Annotated in this window: 2 protein-coding genes; both read left to right on the forward strand. The window is 64.6% G+C overall.

The features are described from left to right. Positions 1 to 123: 123 nt before the first annotated feature. A protein-coding gene (locus tag NS365_RS16775; protein WP_153003827.1) for an IS3 family transposase occupies positions 124 to 1,352 on the forward strand; the annotation gives its coding sequence in 2 pieces (ribosomal slippage) (positions 124 to 472 and positions 472 to 1,352; 1,230 coding nt in all). A gap of 536 nt (positions 1,353 to 1,888) precedes the next feature. After that, on the forward strand, positions 1,889 to 19,385 hold a 17,497-nt coding region (locus NS365_RS16780; RefSeq protein WP_082684669.1), incomplete at its 3' end, for a leukotoxin LktA family filamentous adhesin.

Raw genomic sequence — 19,385 nt, forward strand, 5'->3', positions numbered from 1 at the left:
TCATTCGGGGGCAACAACACCACCTCTCCGGAACCTACCAAGGGACCCGGTGGAGCGCACCCCGTTTTGACCTGACAGGCGGCATAGCCGATAAGGCATAGGCATTCGCCTATGAGTACGACTATGTCAAAAGCGTCTGACGGCCCGATCTCACGGGTCGAAGTGATCACCTCGGTGCAACGGCGGCGGCGCTGGTCGACCGCCGAGAAGGTCCGGACCGTCGAGGAGGCGATGCAGCCTGGCATGAGTGTGTCCTTCGTGGCGCGTCAGGCTGGCGTCTCACCCTCGCAGCTCTTCGCTTGGAAGCGCCGGATGCTGGAAGGCGGCCATGCGGCCGTTCAGGCCGACGAGGATGTCGTCGGCACGTCCCGCGTCCGCGAGCTGGAGAAGCGGGTTCGTGACCTCGAGCGCCTGCTCGGTCGCAAGACGATGGAGAACGAGATCCTCAAGGAGGCGCTCGACGTCGCCCGCCCAAAAAAACGGACCTTGCCCTTTCTGTCCTGGAGCGATCCGACGGACGGTTCAAGGTGACGGCCGTAGCGCGAACGCTGAACGTCGCTCGTTCTCACATCAACGAGCAACGCGGCACGACGGTGACGCCGCGGGGACCCTATCGCAAGGCCAAGGATGCCGGGTTCCTGCCTGCCATCCGTGGCATCGTCGATGCCAGGCCGACCTACGGCTACAGGCGCGTCACGGCGCTGCTGAACCGGGAACTGCGCCTTCAGGGGAAGCCGACCGTCAACGCCAAACGAGTGCTGCGGATCATGCAGCATCACGGGTTGACGCTCGAACGCCATACCGCCTCGCGCCCCGGTCGAACCCACGACGGCATCGTCATCGCGTTGCGCTCCAACATCCGCTGGTGCTCGGACCATCTGGAGATCCACGCCCGCAACCGAGAGGTCGTGCGCATCCTCTTCGTCCTGGACGCCTGCGACCGAGAGGTCATCACCTGGTCGGCCGTCGCCAATGCCGGCATCTCCGGCGAGATGGTTCGCGATCTGATGGTGACGGCGGTCGAACGTCGCTTCGGCACCACCAAGATCCCGCATGCCGTCGAATGGCTGTCAGACAACGGCAGCGCCACCATCGCCAGGGACACCGCCGACATGGCCCGAGCCCTCGGTCTGACGCTGCTCTTCACGCCCGTCCGAAGCCCGCAGTCCAACAGCATGTCAGAGGCCTTCGTCAAGACGCTGAAGCGGGACTATGCCCGCGTTGCCATTTTGACCGACGCCAGCACGATCCTCGCCTTGCTCCCCGACTGGATCGAGGACTATTGCGAGGTCCACCCGCACTCAGGACTGAAGTTCCGCTCGCCTCGCGAGTTCATCAGGCTCAGTGCCTAAACCCAACCGCCGCCTGTCCGCTGAAACGGGGTCCACTCCACCCGGCTCATAGCGCTTCCCGAATTTCCTGATCGCGTAGGCATATAGATCGAGCGCACACGGCTGGATGGTGTCGGCGGGTGAGAGACAGCCTGAGACCTCCACCGTCACATTCGATGTTCAGTTCTGGTAAATGCCAGAAAATTGGTAAGCCGTTGGTGAAATTTCTGTACAACGATAGAGGATTAACTCTCGATCGCGAGCGCCTTTCGCCAAGATCAACAATTTCAAGAATTCTATTCCACAATAATATTAAGTCTGGAATAGGAAGTAATTCTGTATATCTAAGAGCTGGCGTCTCTTGGCGCTCATGCTGAGTGAGGACTGACTCTCACGCCCGCCCAAGTAAGGAGCGAGGCAAAAATACCACGCAATCCAAAAATGCCATCGCCATCCCGTCGAACGGCCCTGCGCCGGCTTGAAGGCAGTTGCGTGCTCTCTAACAACCGCTATGCGTATACCTAGTTAATTAATTACTAATTAAAAGGTAAGGCGCGATGAGGGATAGCAACGAAGTCACCTCTCGGCCCAGCCTTCGCCATCTTCGCCTCGCTTTAGCCTACACGCTTTCGACCTGTCTCGTGTTCCAGCCGTATATGATCAAGGCATGGGCGCAGCAGATCGTTCCCGATGGCCGAACGCAGACCGGCCTGTCCGCTAACGGTTCGGTCACGGACATCACGACCAAAACGATCGCCAATGGCAATGCGTTCAATTCGTTCTCGAAGTTCGACGTCGATGCCGGAAACACGGTTAACCTCCGGGTGCCGGATCAGGCTGACCGGCTGATCAACATCGTTCGCGACAAGGAAAGCGCGATCAACGGCATCCTGAACACCTACAAGGACGGTACGGTCGGAGGCGATGTCTACTTCCTAAATCCCAAGGGAATCGTGGTCGGCGAAGGGGGCGTCATCAATGCCGGTCGTCTGACGCTTCAGACGCCCACCTCGGAATTTGCCGAAGAACTCCTGAACAGCCAGGGCGCCATCAGCCACGCCAAGCTCGATGCGACCATTCGCGGCGAAATCCCGCTTTCCGAAAGCGGGACCGTCCGCATTCTGGGCGAGGTCAACGCACGCGATGCGCTGATCATCCAATCCGCCAATCAGAAGATCACCGGCACGGTGCGTGAAGGGGCGGAGGCTTCCCGTGTCATCTTCGAGAAGGTCGTCAACACCGAGGGCGTGACGAAAGGGGCCAATGCCGTCAGCGTGGACGCGGACGGCACCATCTCCCTGCTTGGGCCAGGGCAGTTGGATGACGCGCCGGCGCCCATCAAACGCCGCAAGATGATCGTCGTCGACACCAGCATCGCGACCAGAACCGAAACGGCGCTAAAGATCCGCGAGGGGCTCGTCGACATCACGACGAACACGATCAACGGCAACAACGCCTATAATTCCTTCAGCATCTTCGACGTCTTCACCGGCCAGACGGTGAACCTGATCGTCCCTGGCCATGTCGCCAACCTCATCAACGTGGTGCGCGACAAGCGGTCCGACATCGACGGCCAGCTCAATGTTCTCAAGGACGGGCAAATCGGTGGGAATGTCTATTTTCTCAATCCACGCGGCGTCGTGGTCGGCGCGAACGGCATCATCCGCACCGACAGCCTGACGATCGCGACGCCCACCATCGAGTCTATCGATCGGCTGATGAAAGGCGCGCGGGCGCCGGAGCAGAACGACGCGCTGACGCTCGCCAATCTCGGCGCGCTCCAGAAGAACAAGAAGGGCGTCGTCAATGTCGCGGGCGTCGTCGAGGCGAAGTCCGGCATCTCGCTCGATGCGGGACAAGTGGAGCTTTCGGGTAGGCTCTCCGTTGAGGGGACCGGAGCGGCCGGGATCGTGCCGCAGATCGTCGTCCATTCGGTCGCCGACACCATCGTTAACGGAGCCGAGATTCTGGCCGAGGGCGCCACGGACCGCGGTGGCGGCCGGATCGAACTTCGAGCCGGTAACGATGTCACGGTCAAGGCTGGCAGCCTTATCTCGGTGCGCGGGAAGGGCGTGAATTCCGATGCCGGCGAGGCCATCATCTTCGCCGAGAACACCGCGACGCTGGCGGCCGATGCCTCCGTGCTGGCGCTTGGCGGTACGGTGTCCGGTAATGGCGGCTTCATCGAGTTCAGCGGCGCGCGGACCGTGAACATGGCCGGCGGCACGCTGGAAGCGGGCGCCTTCTTCGGTCAGGGCGGCGAGGTCCTCATTGATCCCGCCGACATCGTGATTTCCGCCAATACGTGCCTCGGCTGCGAAAGCGCCTATTCCGGCGCCCTGACGGGCGGGGCGGCGTTCAGCCTCCTTGCCACTCACAGCATCACGCTGGGCGACAATGTCTTCCTGTCGACGCGGCAGGTGGGCGGCGCAACCGACCGCGCCAGCCATGAAACGGCCGGATCCACGGGCGATTCCGGCAATATCACGCTGACCGCACCGATCATCGATCTGAAAGGCGGCTCGGCTATCTTCGCAAAGGCGACGGCTGGTTTCGCGGGGGGAGATGTTACACTCCTCGGCAAGGCCATTTCGCTCGACAACGCGATGATGACCGGCACGAACATCGCGCTGAAAGCGCGCGACGAGAAACTCGATACGGTCGCCTTCGTGGTGCAGGTCGGCTCCGCGGAAAGCCGCGTCGCGATCGGCAACGGCAGCCGGATCGAGGCCGATGGGACGATCGACGTCAGCGCGGTGGCGACCGCCGTGGTTGCCGATCTCGCGGCCAACGTCAACCGTCCTTATCTTCTCGCCTCCGCCAACAAGGCTTTCGCCTCCGTCACGATCGACGGCTCGACGCTGACGGCGCAGGAAGATGTCAAGGTCGAAGCGCGCAGCGAAGCCGTATCGCTGGCGAGCGATCTCCTCACCGACAGCATTCTGCCGCTTCCGATCCCCTTCGACGCAGCGGTCGGTGTGTCGCAGTCGCGCGCGAATGTCGCCGTTTCCGGCGGCTCGCTCATCGAAAGCACGCAAGGCGGCGTCGATGTCCATGCCGACAGCACCGCGCGGGTAGAGGCGCTCGGCACCGCTCGCAACATCACGCTCAGCGGTATCAAGCTGCCCTATGCTGCCGCTCTCTCGGTCGGCGTCATCGTCAACGACGCCACGGTCTTGGTCGAGGATTCCACACTGAATGCGGCCACCGATGTCGCCGTCACGGCATCGGCGCTGAGCCGGAACGACACGTCGTTCGACGTCATGGGTGGCGGCTCCACCAACGGAGCGCTCGGAATCGGCTTCAACTACACCGACCATACGGCGGTGGCGCGGGTGCGCAATTCCGACATCACGGCCGGTGGAGACGTCTCCGTTCTCAGCGAAAGTCTGCAACGTTCGGAGCAGGCCGGCACTTTGTCCGTCAAGGACAGCGCGACGGACAACGTCCTCGACCTCCTCGGCCATGTGGTGACGGCGGTCGTCCGGGAGTTCTTCACCGAGGACGGCGAGCCGAACGAGACGGGTGAGAAAATCACCGAATATTGGGGCATCGCCACGGAAGCTGCGGGCGCGGTGGATGCGCTGGCTTCGATCTACAGCCAGAGCTGGGGCGAGAAGTCCGCGATTTCGGGGTCGCGCGAAGAGGGCAAGGATTCCGTCTGGGGCGCGGCGGCTGGGGCGATGGTGTCCTTGAACACGTCCGTCGCCGAGATCACGGCCGGACCGGGCCGGACCTCCTCCATCCACGCGGACGGCACCGTCGATGTCACGAGCCTCTCAAACGCCCTCAATCTGAATTCCGTCGCCACCGAAGTCGCCTTCGAAGGCGAAAGCGGCACCGCCACGGCGCTGGCGCTGAACCTGACCTATGAGAAGGTCACCCATCGAGCGACGCTCGGCGGGGACGACGCAACGGGCGCCGTCGCGGTGAAGGCGGCAGGCCTCAGCGTGCAGGCCGGGCAGTTCGAACCCCAGCCGATACCGAACGACGAGGATGAAAAGACCGTCTTCGACTTCAACGGGCAGGAGATGAGCGGCGAGCGCTACGGCAACGGGCGCAGCGTCGTCGCCAATGCCCGCGGTGTCTCGAAGGAAACCTCGGCCAATACCTATGCGCTCGGCATCGGCGTCTCCTCCCGCGACGTCGCGGCGACAGTCGATCATGCCGCGCTGACGCTCGCGGCCGACGGTGCGCTCGCGATCGGGGCACAGAACCAGCTGTCCGTTCTCTACATGGAGGCCGGCGACAATCAGGATATGGGAGAGCTCGCCAAGGCTGCGGCGGCCGGGCGGCTGGGAGACGAGCTTGCCGAGGTCCAAGCGGCCAAGCAGCAGGCCAAGCGAGACGCGGAGGTCGAGAAGGCTACCGCCACCAACGCCGCCGCCAGGAGCGCGGCGGATGCGAAGATCCAGACGGCCGATGCCGATCTGAAGAAGGCGGCGGCTCAGGAAGCGAAGGTCGAGGCGACGCAGGAGGCCGTGGAGAATCCCGGCCAAGCCGTCGCCACGCTCGGCTCCTCCTATACGGTCGGCTTCAACTATCTCAATCAGAACACCAAGGCGACATTGGGCTCCGGCGTCTCGGTCGGCTCCGGGCTCAACGCGGACGGCGTCCTGTCGGGTGCCATCGGCGAGATCGAGGTGCTGGCGCAGTCCGGGATCGAGACCGGGGGGCTCAGCACCTATGCGACGCTGAACGGCGGAGGGGGAGGCAAGAATGCCAATAGCGGCACGGCGCTGAACATCGGCGTCAACGTGCTGCTCGGCGAGACCTCGGCCAAGATCGCCCAGCGAAGCGGCTCTACCGGCGCCGATGCCGCCAATACGCTGCAGGCGGAGGGCGCGGTGACGGTCCGCGCCGACAACGCGACCGCCTTCAAGATCGTCAACGAGAGCGCGACTCCGGAGAAGATGGCGGGGGACGCCACCTCGGCCAATCTCATCACGCTGTCCGGCGGCCTCCAGATGTTGGACACGGTGGCGCGCCTCGAACGCTCTGTCGAGGCTGGTGGTGACCTCAAGGTCGAGGCTTCCAACGCCAGCGCGCTCGGTACCTATCTGTCCGGCAGCACGGCTGGCGGCGAGCAGGCGCCCGCCACCGAGGGGCTTACCAACGGCCTCGACCTTCTGACGAATATTGCCGGCTACAAGACCTCCGAAGGAGAGGAAGAGGGCGAGGAGGAAGAAGGCAGCGAGACTTCCCAGCGCGCCTCCCTCGGCATCGGCGCGATCCTCAATGTCGGCTTCGTCGCCTCGGCGCTCCGCAACAGCGCGGGGATGGCCGAGTCCGCCGAAAAGGCCAAGAGCGCCCAGGAAGACGCCCAGAACGTCATGAATCAGCAGGGCAAAAAGGACTTCGTCCTCAGCGCCGGCTTCACGTACAATTCCTTCGATACGATCGCCTCCACCGCCGACAATCTGCGTCTTGCAGGCAGTGGCGTGACAGTCGGCGCCTATAATGACACCGATGCCGAGGTGTCTGTCACCGCAAAATCGGAATTCGACGAGGGTGCAGGAGCGACGGTGCTCGCCGTCGCCGCCAACATCGCCAATCAGGACAATCGCGCCCTCGTCGGTTCGGGCAGCACCATCGTCGTCGGCGAGAACGGCCTGACAGTCGAGGCTTCGACCAAGGTTCGGGGCGAAGACGAGGATGGCCAGCAGACACTTGACGACGAGACCAGCGAATTCCGCGCCGAGAGCATCGGTGAATCCGGCCTGAAGGGCAGCCAGACGATCGTCACGCTTGGGCTGAACATCGTCGATTTCGAGAACGAAGCCCGCGTCGGCGACAACGTGACCATCGTCTCGCGCGATGCCTACGAGACGAACGACCAAGCCGCGTTGGACAGTTTCATCGCTTCCTCCGTCGACAAACCGAAGGTGACGGTCTCTTCCGCCGGCTCGGTCGGGCTCACCGCCGAGGGTAATGCGGCGGCCGGCACCAACGGGCTCTTCTTCGGCTCGGAGGACGGGCTGCTCGAATATCACGAGAAGACGGAGAAGCTGCGCGGCGGCGCGCTCGGCCTGTCGGTCGCCCAGATGGCGACGCCGGTCGTCGGCGGCTATCTCGATGCGAGGGTGCGCCAGCGCCAGAGCGAGGTCACCGAGGCGGCCAGCGGCGGCGGCGAGGGCAAGTCCAAGGGCTTCGGCATCGGCATCAATGTCGGCACGATCGACGTGCTGGCGAAGATCGGCAACGGAAACACCATCGTCGGCATGGGCGATCTTTCGGTCCTCGCCGACGCCAAGGTCCGCTCGAGCGCCAAGGGTGTCGCCGGCACGGGTCCTTCTGACGAGATCCTGAGCCTTTCGCCGGCATCGAGCGAGTCGGCTGGCTCCGCCCTCGATGCGGCGGCCGGCATCAACGTCGTCTACGGCGACGTGTCCGCAAGCCTTGGAAACAGCCAGGGTCGCGTGATCCGTGAGGCTTCGGCAGGTGTCGAGGAACTCTCCGGCGGCGCCTACGTCACCGCGAGTTCCCTCAGCGTCGAGGCCTCCACCCAAGCGATCGCCGAGGCCTATTCCGACGGAAAGGCAGCGGGCGCCGAAGCTGCTGACGGCGCGTCCGGCGCCATCAACCTTCACAATTTCGACACGACCGCCCAGCTCTCGGCTTCGGTTCGCAGTTCGGGGGACGTGTCGGTGAAGGCGACGGCCGATACGGTCGAGATTGTCAAAGCAGAAGCTTCCGCGCGCGGCACGCCGGTCGAGAACTATGCCGCCAAGCTGAAAACCTCGGTGAACAACCTTCTCGTCGGCTCGAACGGGGATGGGGCCGGCGGCAGCATGCTCGGTCGCGCCAAAGACCGGTTCATGTCGAACTATAACGAGGCGAGCCAGAGCAGCGAGGAGTTCAGCAAGACCAAGTCGACCCAGTCCTTCGCCGCTGCGCTCGGCTTCAACTTCGCCGACCACGACACACGCGCGATCGTTTCGGACGGGGTGCGGATCGAGGCCGAGGGCGCGATCGCCGTCGTCGCCGATCACGACGCCATGTCGATGACGGAAGTCTCGGGCGCGGCGGTTCTCAGCGACAAGGCGACGGGCGCGGCGATCAGCGGCAACGTCATCCTGAGCACGGTCGAGACGCGCATCGGCAACGACGTGGTTCTCGGGTCTCCGACGGCCAAGGCGGAATCGGTCACCGTTCAGGCGATGAGCCGGTTCAACACGGGCGTCAACGTCGCCGATCTCTTGCGCTATAAGACCGACGACGACGGCAACGAGATCCTCGATGCCGGCGGCAATCGCATCCTCGACGAGAACTTCCCCGAGTTCGTGTATTCCTCGGAAGCCATCGCCGGCGCGGGCGGCAAGGGTTCGTCGCTCGCGGGGGCTCTCGCGACGACAATCTATGTCGGCGACACGACCGTGACGCTTGGCGACCGCGTGGCGGTGGACGCTTCCGGTGACGTCGAGATCGGTGCCTACGACCAGTCCAAGCTCGCCAACAAGGCTTGGGGCGTCTCGGCGTCCGCCGGCATGGGTAGCAGCGCTCAGAAATCGGCACGTGGCGCTGTCGGCTCGGTGATTTATCGCGGCCGCAAGGTCAGCACGACGATCGGCGACGATTTCAGGCTGTCGGCCGATGGAGACGCGACGATCGTCGCCAAGGTTCTGACGCCCTCAGAGGCTTGGGTCGGTCCCGAAAGCGATACGCCCACGCATTCCACGACCTGGATGGACTATGTCGACCCGCTTCTGGGCGGCGACATCGCCGCGCCCCTGCGCAACGCGGATCCCGCCGTCACCCAGTCCATGCACAATCAGGCCATTGCCGCGGCGGCGGCCGGGCAAAGCACGCAGGCTTCCTTCTCTGGCGCGCTCGGCCTCACTGTCGCCAATGGCGTGACCAAGGTGGCGATCGGGCAGCGGGCAGACGTTTCCGCCAATGTCATCGACATCTCCAGTACGATGAACCAGGAAGTCCTGGGCATCGGCGGCGTGCTGGCCGTCAGTCTGTCTGGCTCTGGCGGCGTGTTCGGTGCACAGGCAGCCGTCACCGTCGTTCTCGACAAGGTGCTGACCGATCTTGGCGCGAATGGCAGCTTCGTCGCGACCGGCGGCAACGCTTCCGTCACATCCAAGGCGGCGACCGAGGCCATGTCGATCACGGCTGTCGCCAGCCTCTCGGGCGGCGGCGCGTCTAACACGGTCGCCGCCAACCTCTCTTTCAACACCCTGAAAGGATCGGCCGCGACGCGGATCGGCGACGGCGTGTCGATCTCCTCGGACGGCGATCTCCGGCTGTCCTCCGAAAATTCCATCGACGCTTTCGCCTTTGCGGGTGCGCTCGGCGTATCGTTCGGCAGCAACAATCCGATCGCGGCGACGATCGTCGGCAATATCCAGCTCTCCTCGGCCCAGACCACGATCGGGGCCGGCGCTTCGGCGACCTCGGACAACGGCTCGGTCGCTGTGGCCGCCAAGACCGACGAGAGGCTGCTTTCGGTCCCGGTTGCGGGCGGCGGCCTCACTGGCGTCGTCAGCGTCACCGTGGTGAACAGCACGACACGCGCCTTCGCTGACGCGACCTCGACGCTGGCGGCCGAACGCGGCAACGTTTCGCTGACCGCCGAGAACAGTTCTGATGTCCTCGAAGTCGCGGGCGCCATCGCCGTATCGATGAACGGCACGGCGTTGGGCCTCACCATGCCGGGGACTGGCATCAGCAAGACCGTCGAGGCGCAGATCGGCAATGCGACCGCGCGCAACATCGAAATCGGGGCGCGAAGCGCGAACGACGTGCGTCAGCTCGCGGGGGCGGGCGCGGTCAGCACGTCCAGTTCAGGGATCGGCGGCACGCTCGGCGTGCTTGTGGTCAACAACGAAGTCCGGGCGCGGATTGCCGAAAATACGGACGTGACCGCTAACGGCAATGTCTGGCTCGATGCCTCGGACGAAAGCTCGTTGCTGCAATTTGGCGGCGCGGTCGGAGCCTCTACCTCCACCGGCGTCGGCGCCAGCGCGGCCACGATGGTGGTGCGCGGTTCAACGAATGCCGAGGTCGGCAGCGGCGCGACAGTGACCGCGCGCGGCTTGGAAAGCGACGTCGTAACGGTCTCAACGATGGCGGCTGCCGGGGAGGCGGCAGAGTCGGAGCGGACCGGCATCGTCCAGAGCTTCAATCAGCTCAAGGACACCGGCTTGGCCTTCGCGGACGACGTCAAGGCCGCCTTTAGCGCGCTGGGGAGCGTCGGCAGTTCCAAGGGCGTGCGCGACAGTCTTCTGTCCGGTTCTTCTTCCACTCGGGACGTCCAAGGCTTCGTGATGACCGCCGACGGTGCGCATCGCGCCGTCGCCATCCAGCTCGCGCTTGGCGCATCGACAGGATCGGCCGCCGTGGGCGGTGTGGTGGATGTCGGCGTATTCAGCAATTCGGTCGGGGCCTATGTCCGGAGCGGCGCGACGATCAACAATGCGATGTCCGCCGGAAATCTCTCCGATTACGGCGCGGCCCAGGACGTTCTGATCAGTGCGCAATCCACCTCCCGTCTCGTCGGCTTCGGCGGCATGGCCGGGGCTGGATCGAGCGCGGGTGTCGGCGGCGGCGCAACGGTCAACGTGTTCAACGGCGCCACCACGGCCTGGGTCGACCGCTCCGCCGTTGTCAAGGCGCGCCGGGATGTCGATGTGAGCGCGCGACGTGCTTTGAATATTGGCGTCGGCAATTTCGCGCTGGGCGGCGGTGGCACGGCGGGTGTCGGCGCGGCGGTCAATGTCGCCGTCGTCAGCGGTTCTACAACGGCGCGTCTCGACGGCCGGGCGGACGCCTGGCAAAATGTTTCGCTGTCGGCCTCCGAAGCCTCACGGAACACCAACGTGATCGGCGCGCTCGGCGTCGGCGGAACGGCCGGTGTCGGCGGCGCGATCAATGTGCTCGTCGCCAAGAGCACCACGATGGCTCGACTCGGTTCGTCCGGGGCGATCAACGCGCTGGGACAGGCCGCCGTCGAGGCGCAGGCCAAGCAGACGATCGGTAATATTGTCGTTGCCGGCGGCGGCGGTGGCACCGTCGGCATCGGTGCCTCTATCAACGTGATCGATGCCCGGCGCGGCGTCGCCGCGTATGCTAACGGCGCGATCAATCAAGACCCCGCTTTCGCTTCGGCTGGAAGCCGCCAGACGGTCAATGTGGAAGCCGATAGCTCCATGGACATGTTCCGGCTCGTCGGCGGCATCGGCGGCGGCGGCGTTGTCGGTGCGGGTGTCAGCTTCGACATGGCGACGGTCCTCAACCAGACCGACGCGGCCATAGGGCCGGGCGCCCGTGTGCGGGCGGGGGGCGGCGTCACGGTGGACGCGGCGTCGTCGAAGAACTTCGCCTCCAGCACGCTGGCGGGCGGCGTCGGCGGGGTCGTCGGCGTCGGCGGCGCCTTCGTCATCAATCGCACGGGCTCGGGCAATCTCAACGACTACAAGGATTCCGAAGGCAATTCGACGATCGACGGCGCGTCCTTCGCGGGGCAGGTCGATGGGGTTCTTGGGAGAGTCGCCGGCAGCCGCATCGCCGACGGCGCGGACCCCACGCTCAATACGGTCGTCGCGGACGCCAACGACTCGACGACCGACGCATTCTCTGGCGGCGCGACCAGCGTCTCCGCCATGTTGACGCAGGAGGGATCGGATCGCACCTCCGCGACGATCGGCGATGGCGCCACGGTGGTTGCCGGCGGCGACGTGACGATGATCGCCAACGATTGGAGCCGCGTCTATCAGCTCGCCGGCAGTGTCGGCGGTGGCGGTGTTGTCGGTGTCGGCCTGACAGTTGGCGTCAACGACTTCGCCTCCAGCGCGGTGACGGCGGTCGGCAACGGCGCCACGGCTACAGCAGGCGGCACGCTCTCGATGTCGGCGCAGAACATCTCCGTGCTGGAAGCGGTCAATTTCGCGGGCGCGGCGTCCGGCGGTGTCTCCGTGGCCGGTTCGGTCAATTACAACCGCCAGCGCAACACCGCGCTTGGCTCGGTCGGCAGTCTGGCGAACCTCAGCGGCTACCAGGCGATGATCGCCTCGCGCAACGAGCAGAACATGGCCGCCACGACGATCGGTCTGGCCGGCGGCTTCGTCGGTGCCGGCGTGTCGGTGACCTATGGCGAGCTGGGCGGCGGCGCCACGACCATGGTCGGGAACGGCGCCTCGATCAGGACGAGCGGCGGACGCTTGGACGTCGATGCGACCCAGCTTTCCCGCATGTCGGTCAACGGCCTCGCCGGGGCCGGCGGAGCCGTCGCCGGTCAGGCCGCCGTGTCCGTCATCAAGGAGGACAGCGACGCCAAGGTGGCCCTCGGCACCAACGTCACGCTCGGCGCAACCGGCATCCTGTCGATCGCCGCCGAGAACAAGGGCTGGGCCATCTCCGACGTGGTCGGCATCGCCTTCGGCGCGGTCGCGGCCGGCTATGTCCAGTCCTATGCCGACAGCTTCGGCGACGCGACGGTCGAGATCGGCGACAACCACCGCCTGACGGGCAGTTCCGTCGCGATCGGCGCGACGGTCGGCGAATTGCAGGATGTCGGACGCCTGTCCGGCGCCGCGACTCTTGCGACCGTCGCCGGCGATCGCGGCCCGGTGCGCACGGCCCTCGAATACCTCGGGCTGGCGCGTAGCACCTATCGGCGCGCCGAAACCTTCGCGCTTGCCGCAGCCGGCGGTCTCGGAGCGACACAGGGCAGCAATATCGCCTCCACAACCGACAACGACGCGACCATCGCGCTCGGCCTCGGCCAGATCACCTCCACCTCCGGAAGCGTCACGGTCGATGCCGAGAATGTCGCTTCGCTGCAATCCAAGATCATCGGCCTTACCGTCGGCGCCGTGTCGCTCGGCGTACATGTCGCCCGCTCGAACAACAACAACGACAGTCGGGTGACGGTCGGCTCGTCGATCGACTCGGCCGACGACATCTCGGTTCTGGCGTCGACGGATACCAAGGCCACCGCCGAAAGCTTCGCCATCTCAGCCGGCACCGTCAGCATCGGAATTTCGCTCGCCAATATCACCGACACGGGTACGGCCGCCGTGACCTTGAGCGACTTCGGTGCCAAGAAGACGGGGGCTGACCTTATCGCGCGCGACGACATTACGATCGCCAGCGACAACAAGCGACGCTTCGACGCGAAGATGAACGCCTTCGGTGTCGGACTGCTGGGCGGCGGTTCCGGCAACACGAATTACAATATCGCCGGCACTTCGGCGGTCACGATCGGCGACAATCGCAAGATCGCGGCCAAGCAAGCCGACGGCGAGAGCAATGGCGAAAGCGTCGTGATCCACGCGACCAACACCATCGCCAAGGACGTGTTCGGCGACACGAACCTGAACCTCAAGGCCTACGGCGCCGTCGCCATCTCCGCCTTGAACTCGGATATCGCGGTGAAGACCGATACCGGCGTCCGGATCGGCCGAAACGCGGAAGTCTACTCGGCCGACACCCTGTCGGTGAAGTCGATGGCCAACGTGCTCGGCGACGACCGTGTCAACGTCGATGCGGGCGGCGTTGGTGCCTTTGCCACCGGCAAGACCCATTTCGCCCATGTTGGCATGGATGGCGGCCGGGCGCGTTCGACCATTGGCGTCGGTGACATGGCGAAGCTCTTCGCCGGCGAACATCTGGAAATTGCCGCGGTGACCGACACACACATGGCGACGTCCGGTGACGGCTCGGCCTTCGGCGCGGCGGCGAGCCTGCGGGTGGATGCGGTCACGACCAGCCTTTCGGACAATCTCGTGACGATCGGCTCGGGCGCCGATGTCGCCAGCTTCGGCGAAGTTTTCGTGGCAGCCGGCGAGGATTACGTCGCTCCCGACGACATGAGTGCCAGCAACGGCGACCGCACCTTTGGATACCGCATCAATACCAATGATGTGTCATCCCAAGTCATCTCGCTCATCGGTGCGGCCATCGGCATCCCGCGCGACAACATCTCGCGCGCGGTCACCGACCAGACCAACCGCATGAATATCGCCTCGGGCGCCACCATCCGCTCCGGCGGCCAGCTTCATGCCGCAGCCTCCGACGACCGGCGCGGCGGCGCGATCGCCTATATGGACGCGCGCAACTATTCCGCGACCAGCTTCCTCAGCGCCTTCATGGACATCAAGGGCGTCGGCATCGCCGAGAAGACAGGCGTCGTCACACTCGACGGCAAGCTCGAAACCGGCCTCGACCGCGCGCGCTCGATCTCCATCGCCGGCTCCAGCCTGGGTTCGGTGACGGGTACCGGTTACAATTGGCGCAAGGCGGTCTCGAAGCGCGGCGACACCTTCGTCGTCAATTACGAGGCGCCGCTCGGTGATGTCGTTCTGCGCACCGGCTCGGCCAACGGCAGCCTGGCGGGTTCGGGCCTGATCGAGACGCCGCGCGACGCGGATCTGCGCGTCGTCAACTCCTCGACCAGCGCGCTATCGATCACCGGCCTGTCGATCCCCTACCTGACCGGCGGCAAGCTCTATGTGAACGGCACCCAGATCAAGCAGAACGGCTCTTCGCTGCTCGGTTCGGTCGGCTACACGCTGCCGACAGTGGATAGCGCGCTGACCGTGCTCGGCACGAATGCCAGTGGCCCGAATCTCACCGTCGACGGCATGATCAGCAATCTCGGCGGTTCGGTCACCATCGCCAATCTCTATGGTTCGGTCGATGTGCGCGCCCGTGTGCAGGCCGCCGACCTGGCGATCCTGGCCGGCAAGGATTTCCGTCTCGACACGGATCGCGACATCAATCTCGGCAATGACCCGATCAGCGAATATGCCGGCGTCGCCGCCGGTTACACGAACTACGAGACGAGCGACAACGCGAACGAAACTGGCGGCGCCGGAAATCCGGCGGGCAGCGTCGGTTCCATCGAGGCGCTCGGCAACATCTACATCAAGGCCGACGGGGTGAATATCAACGGCCTCGTGCGTTCGGGCGTGAGCGGCCGCGACACCAGCGTGACACAGTCGATGGTCGACAACGCGCTGGCCAACGCTCAGAAGAACCGGTATCTCGCGACCCGAAGCGAGGACGATCGCTACTTCCAGTTGAACGACCCGCTGGGCTTCGATCCGCTGACCGCCACCCGCGCGCAGCTCGCTAGCATTTCCATCGCTGACCTCGCCGAGATTCCGCTGTTCTACGATTATGCCGCCGACCGTGTCGTAGCGAAGGATCTCAAGGCCGAAGGCGGGACGGTGAAAATCGAAGGCCGTATCGCGAGCACGGGACGCGGCCGGATCGAGGCGCTCGACGGATATGCACGCTTCGACATCCAGAACCAGAGCACGGCCGCGCTGGAACTCCGCGACATCGACACCGGCGACGGCGTCGAGGGCAGCATCATCTTCAACGATCACAACTTCACCGCCGGCGGGGGAACCTATGTCCAGACCCGCTGGGCTCGCGTCGGCGATGAAATCCGTCAGTATCAGGATGCGTCGAACGCCCTGACAGATGGCCGCGCGATGACGCTAAGGGCCACGGGCGCCAGCGCGGCTTCCTATAACCCGTTGCAGAAGCAGCGCTATAGCTGGGAAGTCGACTCCACCTACTACGATCAGAGAGGATTCTACTCCCATCACGAGGACAAGAGTGACGGCGAAGGCGACGTCAATCGGATCTTCGATATGAAGGGTGGTTCTGAGTGGTCCGACGTCGACTACTACGCTGTTCGAGGGATCTTGGAGGGGGGTGACTGGGAGCGCTACGGCGATTTCCACGATTCATGGTCGGCACCGGTTTTCACCAACACGCCGGTTGGTTCGCTTGTCGTCGACAACTCGGATAGTTCCGAATTCCGCTACGTCCGGAACATCGATGAAACCGGTCGATCGATCGAAAGCTTCCAAAGCCATACCGTGTGCGAGACCCGTGTCTTGGGAATCTGTGCGGACTGGGAAGTCCGGCCGAGCATGGACTACCGGGTCTATTACGATAGCCATCAGATCTATTCGGTGAAGGCCGACAGGGCGATCGGAATCGGATTCTTCGGCGAGGCCGAGGGCCGTATCGCGGCGACCAGCATCAATGACATCGTCGTAACCGGCGCGGTCCGCAACGTGACGGGGGAGACCATCCTCGCCAGCCGCGACGGCGGCGTCTACACGAGCGGCTCCGGGCTCTTGATTGCCAACGACCTGACCTTGCGCGCCGCGACCTCGGTCGGCAGTTCGACGGAAGAGGCCTTCCGCGTCGAGCAGGTCGGCGGCAGCGCGCTCGTCAACGCGATGGGCCGGAACGTCCATCTGGAGGAGACCGCCAATTCGCTGCGGCTTGGGCAGATCGATGTCGATTCCACGAAGTCGGCCAATGGCGGTACCCTCTCGCTGACCGCGCGCAAGGATATCGATCTGCGCGCCTCGAACATGGGTTCGATCATCACGGCAGGTCAGATTCGTCTCGAAAGCCGGACCGGCACAATCCGCACCAATCTTGCCGGCGATGCCATCGATGTGAATACCGACGCTGGCGGCGGTGGCACGCTCTCGATCCTGTCGGAAGATGCCGACGGCGTGGCGATCCGCGAAACAAGCGGCGACCTGCGGCTCGGCGCCATCGAGATGCCCGGCAATGTGGCTCTCAGCGTCTCCGGCAATCTTCTGAACGGTCAGTCGGAGGTTGAGGACTTCGCCGCGCGCGATGCGGCTTTCGCCAGCTTCCTCGACGCACGCGGCTATGGCGATCCCGCGCAGGCCGCCGCCGAGACCGAGAAGGTCAACGCGGCCTATGCCGAGCAGATGACCACGCTCTACCAGGAATATTGGAAGATGCGTGGCGCAACGACGCGCGCGGCCTCCAGCGAGCGCTCGTCGGTCATGCGTTCGATGGCGAGTGGCGTTTCGGCCTATGATGAGGATTTCGTCTACCACGCGACGGAAGATGAACGGACGAGGTTCCGCACGGACGGATACAGCGATGCCGACATTGCCGCTTACGAGGCGAAAAAGACGGCATTCTATCACGACGCCAACACCAAGCTCGGCGCCGCCGCGACCGGCTCCTACAATGCCAACTTCGCCTATACGCTCACCGATGCGGACCGCGCGGCGAATGCATCCGGCATTAACGTGGATCGCGGCTCGGTTCTGTCGGCTGTTCGATCCGAACTCGTTGGCGGCAACGCATCCTCTTCGGAAGCCGCCAGCAATGTGCGGACCGGCGGCACGCTGAGCGTCACGGTTTCCGGCACGATCGGCGAGCAGTCAGCCCGCGTCGAGCTGAACGGGAGCGGCGCTTCGACGGTCTCAGCGGCCGACATGCGCACTCTGCGCGGCGCGAAGGTGGGTGAGGTCCAGATCAGCGACAGCGGCGCTATCACTCTGACACGCCGCAACGGTGTGTCACTCAACGCCAGCGGCCGGTTCGATCTTTCCGCAGGTCAGAACGCTTTCGTCGAAAGCCAAGGCGACCTCAATGTCGGCAATATCGCGGTCGGCGATACGCTGCAGCTCAAGACCAGCGGCGATCTCCTCAATGCCAACAGCGACGGCAGCGCCAACGCGACGGGCCGCAATCTGATCCTGTCCAGCGCGGGCGAGAGGTTCGGCGAGGCGAACAAGCGGTTCGTGACCGAAACTTCGAACGATGGCTATGTGCAGTTGCGCACAGGCGGAAACGTCTACCTCGCCGAGAAGTCGGGCGATCTGAGGCTCGGCGACGCTTCCGGTCCGGGTCTCGATCTTCTGGCCGACGATGGGTCCATCGTCTCGGCATTCGGGGGCCGCCATGTCGAGATCAACGGTGACACGGTCAAACTGAAGGCGAGCCGGGGAATTGGCACGGCCGATCGCGCCCTGAACGTCACGACGCGTTTGAACGGCGCGGTCGATATCCAGACGCCGGGCGACGCGAACGTCTACGCGCCGGACCTGCCCATTCTCGTGAGAACCGCCGTGGTCGGAGGGGATTCCCGGATCAGGGCAAGCAGCGATATCCGGGTTCTGGCGAACAACACGTTTTCCGCGAACAGCATCGACTGGTACGCGCCGACGAACATCACCTTCGGCCGGGACAGCACAGTCATCTCGCGCAACGGCCCCGCAAGGCTCGTTGCCGACGGTGACCTCCTGATGGGCTCCCGCTCGACCCTCGACGCCACCAACAATGCGATCGAGATCGTGACGGGTGGGAAGGCGGTTCTCGGCCGTCTTTCGACCGGAAATGCCAGCAACGGTGCCCTTTCGATCACGGTCGGGACCACCATTAGAAGCAATGGCGACGGACTGCTCAATCTCGATCTCGCGAGCGACAGTGCGCTCGCCACGTTAACGGCGCATGGCGGCATCGGTGGGGACACCGTGCTCAACACGAATGTCGCGCGCTTGGCCTTCGAGAACACCAATGGCGGCAACGTCATGATCTCGAATGCTCGCAGCCTTCGACTCGAGGGTGCGAACGTGGGTTCCGGTTCCTCCGTCAGCGTCGATACGCTAGGAAGCCTTGTGCTCGATTCCGTGAGCACGGTGGATGGCGACATCACGCTGTCGGCCGCCGACGATCTCGGCCAGAACGCCGGCGGTGTCGTCGACGCCGGGACCGGCTCTACCGCGATCTATGCGGGCCGCGACGTCTTGCTTCAGACGGCTCGGACGGGCGCCTTCGGAACTATCGACATCAATGCGGGCCGAGCGTTCGATCTTGCAGGGCGGCTCAGCACCTCGAACGGCAATATCTGGGTGGCCGCGACGAATCAGCTTTCTCTTTTGGGCGCGGCGACGGTCACGTCCGGCGGCGGAGACGTGACATTGGCCGCGCGTTCTGGTGGTCTGACGCAGCGTGCGGGGTCTGTCATCTCCAGCGGCACGGGGTCCATCGGCCTGGATGCGGGGCAGAATGCCTTCCTTGAGACGCTTCGCACCGGCGGATCGGGCCATATCACCGTGAATGCCGGGGGCCGGATGGATCTGGTTGGCCCCGTCACCACGGCGGAAGGCGACATCGTGGGCATCGCGCAGGATGATCTGGCACTGGCGGGCTCCGCGACGGTCGCCTCCAGCGGTGGCGGCGACGTGCGTCTGGTCTCGCGTGCCGGCAGCCTGACGCAGCGTGCGGGGTCTGTCATCTCCAGCG

This window comes from Aureimonas ureilytica, assembly GCF_001475935.1.
Classification (GTDB): domain Bacteria; phylum Pseudomonadota; class Alphaproteobacteria; order Rhizobiales; family Rhizobiaceae; genus Aureimonas; species Aureimonas ureilytica_A.